Origin of the sequence: Pseudomonas sp. rhizo66 (genome assembly GCF_031931925.1) — a bacterium.
Lineage (GTDB): Bacteria > Pseudomonadota > Gammaproteobacteria > Pseudomonadales > Pseudomonadaceae > Aquipseudomonas.
Map to the genome: position 1 here is coordinate 95230 of NZ_JAUJWZ010000014.1, position 12672 is coordinate 107901.

9 protein-coding genes and 1 pseudogene are annotated in these 12672 nt (G+C 60.1%); 1 reads left to right on the forward strand and 9 read right to left on the reverse strand.

Annotated features, from left to right (window positions below; genetic code table 11):
- Positions 1-178 precede the first annotated feature (178 nt).
- Entirely contained in the window at positions 179-1606 is a 1428-nt protein-coding gene (gene arcD, locus QZR14_RS17620) for an arginine-ornithine antiporter (RefSeq protein ID WP_311997244.1), read from the forward strand.
- Positions 1607-1874: 268 nt separating this feature from the next.
- Here the strand turns inward: arcD and QZR14_RS17625 are convergent, their stop codons facing one another.
- The 9 genes and pseudogenes from QZR14_RS17625 to gap form a co-directional block, all read right to left on the reverse strand.
- Complete coding sequence (locus QZR14_RS17625; protein WP_311997245.1) at positions 1875-3224, reverse strand: CoA transferase; 1350 nt, start codon at positions 3222-3224, stop codon at positions 1875-1877.
- A gap of 207 nt (positions 3225-3431) precedes the next feature.
- Complete coding sequence (locus QZR14_RS28110; protein WP_442967409.1) at positions 3432-4187, reverse strand: methyl-accepting chemotaxis protein; 756 nt, start codon at positions 4185-4187, stop codon at positions 3432-3434.
- 102 nt (positions 4188-4289) lie between these two features.
- Positions 4290-5570, reverse strand: a pseudogene (locus QZR14_RS28115) (PDC sensor domain-containing protein); the annotation flags it as partial.
- Between the two features lie 190 nt (positions 5571-5760).
- Complete coding sequence (locus tag QZR14_RS17635; RefSeq protein WP_311997247.1) at positions 5761-6171, reverse strand: YbaN family protein; 411 nt, start codon at positions 6169-6171, stop codon at positions 5761-5763.
- A gap of 153 nt (positions 6172-6324) precedes the next feature.
- Positions 6325-6921: a biliverdin-producing heme oxygenase gene (locus QZR14_RS17640; protein ID WP_250607492.1), complete on the reverse strand. Its 597-nt coding sequence runs from the start codon at positions 6919-6921 to the stop codon at positions 6325-6327.
- Positions 6922-7032: 111 nt separating this feature from the next.
- On the reverse strand, positions 7033-9618 hold the full coding sequence (locus QZR14_RS17645) for a TonB-dependent receptor (RefSeq protein ID WP_311997248.1): 2586 nt from the start codon (positions 9616-9618) through the stop codon (positions 7033-7035).
- 122 nt (positions 9619-9740) lie between these two features.
- Positions 9741-10706 (reverse strand): FecR family protein, encoded by a 966-nt coding sequence (locus QZR14_RS17650; protein ID WP_311997249.1) that lies wholly within the window; start codon positions 10704-10706, stop codon positions 9741-9743.
- A 102-nt stretch (positions 10707-10808) separates the two neighbouring features.
- Positions 10809-11336 (reverse strand): RNA polymerase sigma factor, encoded by a 528-nt coding sequence (locus tag QZR14_RS17655; RefSeq protein ID WP_123453570.1) that lies wholly within the window; start codon positions 11334-11336, stop codon positions 10809-10811.
- A 203-nt stretch (positions 11337-11539) separates the two neighbouring features.
- Positions 11540-12541, reverse strand: coding sequence for a type I glyceraldehyde-3-phosphate dehydrogenase (gap, locus tag QZR14_RS17660; protein ID WP_311997250.1), 1002 nt, complete (start codon positions 12539-12541; stop codon positions 11540-11542).
- Positions 12542-12672: the final 131 nt, after the last annotated feature.

Below are 12672 nucleotides of genomic sequence, written 5' to 3' on the forward strand. Positions count from 1 at the left end.
GTTTTCAGTACAGAATCGAATTATCAGGATCAGCGCACAAAACTGTCTTAGCGTGCTAGGCGTTAGCGTCATCCGCTATATATTTAGTGGCTTTATCTGATAGCTATCATCTTGTTGTATTCATTTAATCAATAGTTGTTACAAGCAACCGCTCATCACACATAAAAAGGAAATTGAAATGTCGCAACCGACGCAAAAGCTGCGATTAGGCGCGTTGATCGCGCTGGTGGTGGGTTCGATGATTGGCGGGGGGATTTTCTCGCTGCCGCAGAACATGGCGGCACGCGCCGATGCCGGGGCGATCCTGATTGGTTGGGGCATCACCGCGATCGGCATGCTGACCCTGGCGTTCGTGTTCCAGACGCTGGCCAATCGCAAACCCGAGCTGGATTCCGGCGTGTACGCCTACGCCAAGGCCGGGTTTGGCGACTACATGGGATTTTCATCTGCGTGGGGTTACTGGATCAGTGCCTGGCTGGGCAACGTCGGTTATTTCGTGCTGCTGTTCAGCACCCTCGGTTACTTCTTTCCGGTGTTCGGCCAGGGCAATACGCCAGTCGCCATCGGCTGCGCCTCGGTGCTGCTGTGGGCCGTGCACTTTCTGGTGATGCGCGGGATCAAGGAAGCGGCGCTGATCAATCAGTTGACCACGGTGGCCAAGGTTGTACCGCTGATCATGTTCATCGTCATCGCGGCGGTCGCGTTCAAGGCTGACATTTTCACTCGTGACATCTGGGGCACCAGCAACCCGAATTTCGGCGGGGTGCTGGACCAGGTGCGCAACATGATGCTGGTCACCGTGTTCGTGTTCATCGGCATCGAAGGCGCCAGTGTGTACTCGGCGCGGGCGGAAAAACGCAGTGACGTCGGCCGCGCCACGGTGATCGGTTTTATCGGCGTGCTGGCGCTGCTGGTGCTGGTCAACGTGCTGTCGCTGGGGATCATGAGCCAGCCGGAACTGGCCAATCTGCAGAACCCGTCACTGGCGGCGGTGCTCGAGCACATCGTCGGGCCGTGGGGCGCCTTGTTGATCAGCATTGGCCTGGCGATTTCACTGCTCGGTGCGTTGCTGTCCTGGGCCTTGCTGTGCGCGGAAATCCTCTTCGCCACAGCGAAAGACAAGACCATGCCGGCGTTCCTGAAAAAGGAAAACAAGAACCATGTGCCGGTCAACGCGTTGTGGCTGACCAACGTGATGATCCAGATTTTCCTGTTGATCACGCTGTTTTCGGCGGGCACTTACACCAGTCTGATTTATCTGGCCTCGTCGATGATTCTGGTGCCGTACCTGTGGTCGGCGGCATATGCGGTGTTGCTCAGCGGGCGCGGCGAAACCTACGAACACGCTTCGGCCGAGCGCACCAAGGATCTGCTGATCGGCGGCATCGCCCTCGGTTATGCGGTGTGGTTGTTGTATGCCGGCGGGGTGAAGTATTTGCTGCTCTCGGCGTTGCTCTATGCACCGGGGGTGATCCTGTTTGCCAAGGCCAAGCATGAGGCGGGCGAGCCGCTGTTCACCCATGTCGAGAAAGGCATTTTCACCTGCGTGATCATCGGCGCGGGGCTGGCGGCGTATGGGTTGTACAGCGGTGTGCTGTCGTTGTGAGGTTGTCGCTGGCGTATCGACTGCCGTATGACTGGGAGGCGATGTTGGGGGTTCTCGCGGCGCGGGTTGAGACCTTTCGTCTGATCGAGGGAATGCGGCGCAGCTTTTGTGGGCGTGCTTGAGTCGGGCGGATTGATCAAAGGTTTGTGTTGGCAAAATCGGCCCCATCGCTGGCAAGCCTGCTCCCACAATGTCCGTGCCGCACCTGTAATCTGTGAACGCCCGGAAACCTGTGGGAGCTGGCTTGCCAGCGATGGGGTCTGAGCAGTTACCACCACTCTGGGCGGTGTGAACCCAATTCTGTGGCCGGCAACGCCCACTGAATCGGTGTGCCGCTGATCTTCACCGGCACCTGCAAACGATGCGCCGGGCCCCATGGAGTCTGCTCCACCAGCGAAGATTGATCCTGTTCATCCTCGGCGCGCAGTGCTTCAGTGGTCCCCGGCCCATGCTCAACCAACAACTTCGCCGTTCGTGCCAGCGACAACCGCGCCGAGCCACCGCGACCCGTGTTCAAACGCTCGGTCAAAAGTCGGAGCGCACTCGCCGCCATTAAATATCCGGTCGCATGATCCAGCGCCTGCACCGGCAACGGCGTTGGTGTATCGGTCTGCTTCCAGCGCTGTCCGGCCTCGGCAATGCCGCTGCTCATCTGCACCAGGCTGTCGAAACCACGGCGGTTCTGCCACGGGCCGCTCCAGCCGTAAGCGTTGAGACCGACATCGATCAGGCCCGGCGCCAGTTGCCGGCGGCGCTCAACGCCGAAGCCGAGGTTTTCCAAGGCGTCGGCGCGGTAACCGTGCAGCAGAATGTCGGCGTCTTTCAGCAATCTCTCGAACACCGCGCGCTCAACCGGATCATGCAGATTCAGCCGCGCGCAGCGTTTGCCGAGGGTCATTTCCGGGACGACACCGGGCTCGTTCCAGCTCGGTGAATCGATGCGCAATACGTCGGCACCAAGGCCGGCGAGAAAACGGCTGGCGGTGGGGCCGGCGAGCACACGCGTCAGGTCCAGCACTTTGATTCCGGCCAACGGTCGCGCCACGCAGCCTTGCCAGGGTCGGCTGTTTTCATCCCGGGACTCAAGGAAGTGCACCAGCGGCTCGGCATTTACCGCCAGCCCCTGCGGATGCATCTGCCACTGCGCCCAACTGCGCATTTCGGCGGCGCAGCCCTTGGCCTCGACCACCGCTTGCTCCAGATCCGTACTTGTCCATTGCGCGACTTTCGCCGCCATCGCTCCACGGTCGGCGCAGGCACCGAGCACGCGTTCAGCGGCGGCGCGATGATGCGGGGCATTGGTGTGCAGGCGAATCCAGCCGTCGCGGGTCTGATAGTCGCCAGCGACGGAATCCCACAGTGGCGGAACTAGCCAGCCCATCGGCCGCAACGAGGTCGAGAACCAGAACGAGGCCAGGCGCCGGTCGACTTCAACAGCGGGCAAATGACCGGTCTGTTGATCGATCAAGTGGCTGACAGCCTGACCGGCAGCGGCGATGCTCGCGCAGGTAAGCTCAGTGACGGCGAACGCCGAGGGCAGGGCGCCGCTGTTGGTGAACGGAATCGGCGTGTGCGACAAGCCGAGTGCGGCTTGAATGGACGTGAGTAAATCAGTCATCGAAGGCCCTCCGGAGCGAGAGGGCAATGATAGTGCAAAAGCATGTCGGGTCAGATGAAAACCCCGATTCTAGAGGACACCTTTTAGCCCTGTGGGAGCTGGCTTGCCAGCGATAGCGGAGTGTCAGTCAACAATGTACTGACTGATGTGCCGCCATCGCTGGCAAGCCAGCTCCCACAAGGTTTTGTGGTGGATTGAATGGCGCGGTCAGACGCGAAACTGATCCATCAATTTCATCTGCTGACTGGCCAGGGCATTGAGCTGGCTGCTGATCGCCGCCGACTCAGTGGCTTGCTCGGTCAGTGTCTCGGTGACGGTGCGAATCGCCGAGACATTGCGGTTGACCTCCTCGGCCACCGCGCTCTGCTGTTCAGCCGCGCTGGCAATCTGCAGGTTCATGTCGCTGATCACCGTCACCGCATCGCTGATCTTGCCCAGCGCATCCACGGCCTGACGAATCTGTCCGGCGTTGTTGTGTGCCTGGGTCTGGCTCAAATGCATGGTCGCGACCACGCCACGGGTGCCGGTCTGAATGCGCTCGATCACGATGCGAATCTCTTCTACCGAATCCTGAGTGCGCTTGGCGAGGTTGCGCACCTCGTCGGCGACCACGGCAAAGCCACGGCCGCTCTCACCGGCGCGGGCCGCTTCAATCGCGGCGTTGAGGGCCAGCAGGTTGGTCTGTTCGGCGATGCTGCGGATCACTTCCAGCACCGAACCGATCTGTTCGCTGTTGACTGCCAGCGCTTCAACTTCAGTCACGGCCTTGCTGACTTCATCAGCCAGTTGATTGATATCGCGGGTGCTGCGCTCGATGATCGACATGCCGTCCTTGGCCGACTGATCGGCACCTTTGGCGGCATTGGCTGCGTTGGAGGCGCTGTTGGCGACATCGTGGGCAGTGGCGCTCATTTCGTTGGACGCGGTGGCGACCTGGTCGATTTCGCGGAATTGCACCTGCATGCCTTCGCTGGTCTGGCGGGCGATTTCCGAAGACTGGTCGGCGGTGCCACGGGCCTCGGTGATGCTCTGTTTGATCTGCGCGATGGTCGGTTGCAGCTTGTCGAGGAAGCGGTTGAACCAGTTCACCAGTTCGCCCAGTTCATCTTTTTTGCTGTAGTTCAGGCGCTGGGTCAGATCGCCTTCGCCGCTCGCAATGTTCTTCAGCATTTCGGCAACGCTGTTGATTGGCCGGGTGACGCCGGACGCGGTCAGCCAGATCAGCAGCAGGCCGATAAGACCGGCGACCACAGCGACCAGCAGCGCGGTGATCACACCGGTTTCCTGAGCATCATCGAGCACCGCTTGCAGCTTGACCGAGTCAGCCAGCAGCACTTGTTTCGGCAGGTCGATGACCACGCCCCAGGCGCGCGAGTTGCCGATTGGATCGACCGGGTACACGGCACGAATCAGGTCGCCCTGTTCGAGAATTTTCGGTGTGCCGGAGGTCAGCAGTTGCAGCACGTCCTTGCCATCGGCGCCAAGGGTGTCACTGATTTTTTTGCCGACCTTGGTGGCGTCAGAACTGTCGGCACCCAACACGCCACTGCCGGAGACGATCAGCATGTGCCCGGCGTTGTTGAACAGATTGCGCTGGGAATCCACGGCGGCCGCTTGCAGCGCGTCGAGGGCGATGTCGACACCGACCACGCCGATGGCTTTACCGTCGACGATCAACGGCACGGAAATGGTCGTCATGAGCATTTCCTTGCCACCGACGGTGTCGGCGTACGGGTCGAGCAGGCAGGTACGTTTGTTGTCGCGAGGGCAGGTGTACCAGCTGTTGTACGGCGTGCCGCTGAGGCTGAGGGTGGTCTTGGTCATGTCTTCTTCGACCATGATCGTATTCAGCGCCGAGCCGGCGGCGCGGCTCCAGTAAGTGGCGAAACGCCCGGCTTCGTTGGACTGGCGCGCGGCGTCATTGACGAACTCGCTGTCCTTGCCGTCCAGACCATTGGGTTCGAAGGCGAGCCAGATGCCGAGGACTTTGTCGTTGCGCTCAAAAGCGGTTTTCAGGCTCAGGTTCAACTCTTCGCGCAAGGCGCCGGCGTCCAGCGAACGCTTGGCGGCCATGACGCGCATGTCCTTGATCTGATCTGCTACGGCAGTGATCACCGTCAGGCTTTCGCCGAAGGTCTTCTGCACCCGCACCGCTTGTTCAGCGGCTTTGGCTTGCAGCAGGTTTTGCACGCTGGCGGTGAGCAGCTTGTTGCTGGAGGCACTGACCAGTTCGTCGTTCTGGTTGGTCTGGTAGATGTTCATGCCAACAATCAGCGCGACCACACCGAGCAGGCACAGGCCGGAGAGCAGGACGATTTTCAGGCGAATGGACAGAGAGTCGAACATGGGGCGATCTCGAGAATGAATAAACGGGTGGCATTCGGGCAGGAACTACCCGCTTCGCCAAATCCATTCAGCGCCATGCAATGCTCATCGGCGTGGAAGCAGAGGGCATGAGGCGCGTGCCGACGAACGGTCAGCGCTAAACGTTTGCGCAGGGGAAAGTGCTGAAAAAGCGAATAATTACAGGGATGTTTCAGTGCGATGACGGGTCAGTGCAGCCCCGGATGGATTCCGGTCGCGACCAGATCCACAGATTGCCCAGGCTCATCCCGGCGATCGCCAGATAGACCGGCCAGCCGTGATCGAGCATCACCAGCATCAAGGTCGCGCAGAGCAACATGCTCAGCGTCGCGCTGACCTTGGCTTTGCGCGCGATGATCTTGCCGTTGCGCCAGTTGCTCAGGATCGGCCCGAACAAGCGATGGTTTTCCAGCCAGGCACTCAGGCGCGGCGAGCTGCGGGTCGCGGCCCAGGCGGCGAGGAGGATGAACTCGGTGGTCGGCAGGCCGGGCACGACAATGGCGATCAGGCCGATGCCGAGGCTGACGTAGGCCAGCAGGCCGAACAGCAGACGGGCGAGTTTCGAGGAGGCGGGTTGCGGCATGGGCTCAGCGGTGGCTTCTGAAGCGGAATGGAGATCTTACAGGCTTACGCAGTTCCCCTGTAGGAGCTGCCGAAGGCTGCGATCTTTTGATGTTGTTTTCAAGATCAAAAGATCGCAGCCTTCGGCAGCTCCTACAGGGGGATGTGTGTTGTGTCAGGCCGGTTCGGCCTCTGTGGCGTAAGCCTGTTCCAGCAGCACGGTAAAGCGATTAAACGCATCGAGCGCGCCTTGCTCCACTTCAGCCTCTTCTTCAGCGCTGAACTGCAACGAGTCGAGAGTGCGCACAAAGCGCTTCCAGCCTTCAGCACGGCCACCTTCAGGCTCACCGAGGTGACGGGCGCCAAAGGTTTCGCTCAACTCCAGCGCCACGGCGCGTTTGATCAGGAATGCCGCGCCGAGCTTCGAACCTTCGGAGACAAAAATCCAGCCCAGAGCACGAGCCTTGCTCGGGTTTTTCACTGCTCCGGCGACCGGTGCCGGCACTTCAGTGTCGAGATCGGCGAGGTCAGCCTTGGCCGCTTCGGCGCGGCAACGGGCCGGCAGATCCGGCACGATGGCGGTCAGTTCCGCGTCGTTGTACAGCTCGACCAGTTCCGACTGGAACAGGTACTGCGCGACGACGAAACGGGCGAAATTGGCGCGGGTCTCGAACGGCGCATGGGCTTTGACCAGCGCGTCGAGCTTGCTGTGCGGCTCGTGGGTGATCTGGTTCAGGCGTTGTGAACGCAGGGCTTTTTCCGAAGTGGTCATGACATGTCCTTGATAAAAGAGGCGCTTGATAACGAGACGAACAAGGCGACGTACAAGCGTAAAAAAACCTCACGGCGCGGTGCCTGAACACGCGCAGTGAGGTTGGCCGGATCAGATGTCCCAGATCAGGTTGATCGCGAAGTTGCGGCCCGGTTGGGTCAGGCGATCGAGGTTGGCCGGTTGCGTCACCGACGCTTCGCCGACGCTGTCGTAACCGCGCACGTCATCCCACAGCCAGTACTTCTTGTCGGTCAGGTTGTAGATGCCGCCGCTGACGGTGACGTCGTCGGTGACTTTGTAATAACCGGCCAGGTCAAGAATGCCGAAGCCCGGGGTCTTGAATTGGCTGCTGACGCCATCCGGTGACTTGAAGTTGCTGTCGTCGACGCGATCCTTTTTCTTCACCAAGGTCCAGCTCAGCAGGCCGCCGTAGTTGTCCTGGTCGTAACCCAGACCGAATACGCCGGTCAGCGGGTTGACGCTGTTGATCGGCTCGCCGTTGTCGTTGTTGCGACCGTAGGCGTAGGCGATCGAGCCCTGGGTGTAGAGACCTTGCGGCGCACCGAACGAGTCCAGGTTCAGACGACCTTTGACTTCCGCACCTTTGATGGTGGCGTGCTTGATGTTGGCCGACTGGAAGGTCAGCTCGTTGCGGCCCGGGGTCACGGCGTCTTCGTTGATGAAATCGCGGTACTTGTTATAGAACACCGCCACGTCGAACGAGCCTTGCTCGAAGTGGCCGCGCAGACCGGTTTCGTAGCTTTTGCTTTTCTCCGGATCGAGATCCGGGTTCGGCGCCACGCTGTAGCCGGTGGTGGTGTTTTCGAAGCGGCCATACAGGGCTTTTGCGGTCGGGGTGCGGAAGCCTTCTGCGTACTGACCGTACCAGGTGTAGTTTTCGCTCAGGGCGTAGGTCAGGCCGAATTTTGGCGAGACTTTGTGCCAGGTCTTGTTCTTGTCGCTGACCGTGCCTTGGCCGTCAGCCGCCACGGTGTTGAGGAATTCCTGGGTGATGTGCGGCTTGAGTTGGGTGTAGTCGTAGCGCAGGCCCGGCAGGAAGGTCCAGTTGTTCCAGCTGATCTGATCCTGAGCAAACACGCTGTAGGTGTTGATGGTCGGGTCCGGGAAGTCGGTGGCTTTGGCCAGCACGTCAGCGGTGCTGGTTGCACCAATGGCGGTGCAGCCGCGACCGACCGCCAGGCAGGTGCCGTCGCCGCTGCGCGAGCCGGTGACTTTCTGCTGCTTGATCGTGGTGCCGTAGGTCAAGACGTGATCGGTGGCGCCGATGGCGAACGCCTTGTCCAGTTGCGCATCGAACACCCACTGCTTTTCTTCGTAGATCGTGTCGCGAGTACGCAGCACTTTGCGGGTGATCGGGTAGTAGAACTCTGTTGTGCTCTGGTCGGTCTTGGCGATCTGGTGGTTGAGGCTCCACTTCACGTTATCGACCAGCAGACTGTCGAGGGCGAATCTGTGTTCGATGCCGAAACGCTCACGGGTGATGGTGTCGTTGCCGGTGCGCCACTGGTACATGCCGCCGGGCAGTACGCTGTTCGGAATGGTCGGGGCGCCGTTGAAGTACGGGCCGCCGTAGGCACTTTTCTGATCGGTGTCGCGATCATCCTTGTGCTTTTCGTAGGTCAGGCCCAGACGCGAATCTTCGTTGTAGTTCCAGCCGATCTTGGCCAGCACGTTGTAGGCGCTGACGTCTTCCGGGTTGGCGGCGGTGCGTTCCAGACCGGTGCCGTTGTTGCTGCCGTAGGAGTCGGTTTCGTGGCCGTCGCGCTGGCTGTAGTGCAGCAAGCCGTCGAACTGCTCGGCGCGGCCGGCGACGGTGGCGGACTTCAGCCAGCTGTCATCGGCCGAGCTGTAACCGCTTTTCAGGCGCGCACCGACGTCTTTGCCCGGTTTGATGATGTCGTCCGGATCGAGGGTGTAATAGCTCACGGCGCCACCGATGGCGTTGCTGCCGTAGAGTACCGAGGCCGGGCCACGGAGGATTTCCACGCGTTTGACGATTTCCGGGTCAACGTAGTTGCGCTGGGTCTTGGCGTAGGGGCCGTTGAAGAAACCGTCCGGCACTTCCACGCCGTCTACCTGAGTCAGGATGCGGTCGCCGTCGATCCCGCGAATGTTGTAGCCGCTGATGCCGCCACGCTGACCCGCGCCGCCCACGGAAACACCCGGCTCATAACGCACCAGATCCTTGATGGTGTTGACGTTGTTGCGGTCCAGATCCTGACGGGTCTGCACAGTGACTGTGGCCGGCACGCTGTTGACCGACTGCTCCTGACGGGTGGCGCTGATGGTCACCTGATCCAGATTGAGCGTGCCGCTGGCGTTGCGCTTTTCCAGCACGACGTTGTTGTTGCTGATTTTGCGGTAGCTCAGGTTGGTCCCCACCAACAGACGCTCCAGGGCTTTTTCCGCTGGCAACGAGCCACGCACGCCCGGCGACGACACGCCCTGACCCAGTTCTGCCGGCAGGCCGACCTGCCAACCGGTCACGGCGGTGAAGTCATTGAGTGCCGACACCAGTGGCTTCTGACCGATGGAGAACGAGTAATCGCCCATGTTGCGCGCCGGCTGTTCGGTGGCAGCCATCAGCGGCGCCGTGCCGGCCATCAGGATGGCGGCGGTCAGCAGCGAGAGAACGCGGGAAGGGGAAGCGGTCTGGCGGGTAAGGCGTGAGGACATCGATAGCGCTCCGTGTCGCACGAATCTTTATAGGGGCTGATTGGCTTCGCGTGATGCGAATCAATTGCATTGGCTATAACGAGACGTACTGACGCTGGCTATCGAGTAAAAATAATTCTCATTTAGTTCAGGATGACCACGGCGGGGAATTCTTTCAGTTGCGCCGAGGTGATCTGGGCGAGGGAACGAACCACATCTAGCGGCTGGTCGAGACGGTAGTTACCGGTCACGGCGACGTCGGCCAGTTGCTCGTTGTTGTTGATGATCCAGCCCGGGTAGTAGCGGCGCAATTCGGCCAGTACCTGATTCAACGGACAGTTCTCGAACACCAATCGACCTTGCACCCAGGCCAGGTCAGTGTTGGCGTCGAGTTTGGCCGGACGGTCAAAACCGTTAGGGCCGATGCGAATGCTTTCGCCGGCGGTCAGACGCACACGAGCATCGTTGTGCGTGGCGCGCAGATCGACATCGCCGCGTTGCACGTTGACCTGTGCGACGCCATCGAGATAACGCACGGCGAACGCGGTATCGCGCACGCTGGCGGTGACCGGGCCGGCATCGATTTCCAGCGGTTGACTGCGGCCGCTGGCGATCTCGAAAAACGCTTCGCCCTGAAACAACCGGGCAACGCGCTGCTGATCGTTGATGGTGCTGGAAAATGCCGAATTGGTATTGAGCAGGACTTTCGAGCCGTCCTCCAGTTGCAGGCGCTGACGCTCGCCGACCACCGTCAGATGATCGGCCTGAATGCGCATCGGCAGATTACTGAAACTGAACAGACCGAGGATCAGCACCGCGGCAGTGGCCAGCGGTTTCCAGTGCGGACGCAGACGCTTGAGGACGGTGACTTTCGCAGGTTTCGCCGCCAGGCTTTGCGCACACAGGGCGACTTGCGGGCCGTCCCAGATTGCCTGAGCCTTGGCGAACGCCTCGGCATTTAGCGGATCGGCCGACAGCCAGGCATGGAACTGCCGGGTCTGCTCCTCGTCCGGGCTGCCGAGCACGATGAGCCAGTCCAGCGCCTGGTCCATTGCATTGGCAGCGTCCTGCGCCGAATCTGGCGAAGGCGAGCGGTGGGTGTCCGTCACGGTGTTTCCTCAGGGCTACTGGCGAAGCAGTTTCAAGCTTCAAGCCGCAAGCTGCAAGCCAGATGCGTGTACTGCTTTTCGTTTTTACTTGGGGCTTGAAGCTTACAGCTTGCCGCTGCTGTCGTGTCGTTCGGCGACGCCAATGCAAATGCTCATGATCAACTTCAGTTCCTTCTGCACGGTGCTGAGGGACACGTTCAGTTCGTCGGCGATTTCCTGATAGCTGTGCCCGTGCAAACGGCTGAGGATGAAAATCTGCTGCTGGCGGGGGCTGAGTTGACTGAGGCTCACGTTCAGGCGCTCCAGCATCTGTTCGGCGTGGGCGGCGTCTTCGGCGCTGCTGGCGGGGGCGGCGACGCTGTGCACGACATCCTGCGGCACGTCGTCGACCATGGTTCGCGAATGGATCTTGCGCGCACGCAAATGATCCAGCGCCAGATTGCGCGCGGTCTGGAAGACAAAAGGTTCGAGGTGATCGATGGCCCGCTCGCTCAACGCCCGCGTCACGCGCAGGTAGGTTTCCTGCAGCAGGTCTTCGGCGGTGCTGTGATTGTTGACCATCCGTTCCAGCGTGCGCAGGAGCGAGGTGCGCTGGGTGAGGAAGACGTGGTTGAAGCGCGATTGACTCACGGGAGGACCTGATCGATTTCGAGCGAATGATAATGCTTATCATCTAATCGAGTGGTCAAGTGTTGATTTGTCTTAAAGAAGGGTAAAGGTCTGGAGTGATCGAATGTAGGAGCTGCCGAAGGCTGCGATCTTTTGATCTTGTATTTAAAACAAGATCAAAAGATCGCAGCCTTCGGCAGCTCCTACAGGGGAGTGTCGCTCAGTTACTCGGCGTTGCAGAGCGCCAGGCAGTTATCCAGCATACGGTTGGAGAAGCCCCACTCATTGTCATACCAGGCCAGTACTTTCAGCAGTTTGCCGCTGGACTTGGTGTGGTTGGCGTCGAAGATCGACGACAGCGGGTTGTGGTTGAAGTCGCTGGACACCAGCGGCAGGGTGTTGAAGCCGAGAATCTTCGAATGCTGGCTGGCGGCTTTCATCAGCGCGTTGACTTCCTCGGCGCTGGCTTCCTTCTTCAGTTGTACGGTCAGGTCCACCAGCGACACATTGATCACCGGCACCCGCACGGCCATGCCGGTCAGTTTGCCCGCCAGTTCCGGCAGCACCAGGCCCACGGCTTCAGCAGCGCCGGTCTTGCTCGGGATCATGTTCTGCGTGGCAGAACGCGCGCGGTAGGGGTCGGTGTGATAGACGTCGGTGAGGTTCTGATCGTTGGTGTAGGCGTGAATGGTGGTCATCAGACCGCTTTCGATCCCGAGCTCGCGGTGCAGCACTTGCGCCACTGGCGCCAGGCAGTTGGTGGTGCACGAAGCGTTGGAGATGATCTGGTGCGACTGGCGCAGAATGTCGTGGTTCACACCATAGACAACCGTGGCGTCGGCGCCTTTGGCCGGCGCCGAGATGATCACTTTGCGTGCGCCGGCAGTAATATGCGCGGCCGCTTTGGCGCGATCGGTAAAGAGACCGGTGCATTCGAACACCACATCAATCTTTTCCGCCGCCCATGGCAGTTCGGCCGGGTTGCGAATGGCGCTGACCGCAATGCGGTCGCCGTTGACGGTGAGACTTTCTTTGTCATGCTCGACTTGCGCGTCGAACGTGCCGTGAACGGTGTCGTATTTGAGCAGATGAGCATTGATCGAGCTGTCGCCCAGATCATTGATGGCGACGATCTGCAGATCCTGTCGATAGCCTTGGGTATACAGTGCGCGCAGGACATTACGGCCGATGCGGCCAAAACCATTGATTGCGATTCGAAGAGTCATGGAACAGCGCCGCCGTCGTTTTGTTGTTGGAATTACAAGATTATTCGCATAAAAATAGAAAACAAGCCTTTTTAGTGGCAATATTTTGTTTTATCTACAACGAGTGACCTGAATCAACTGGTCCGAATGGT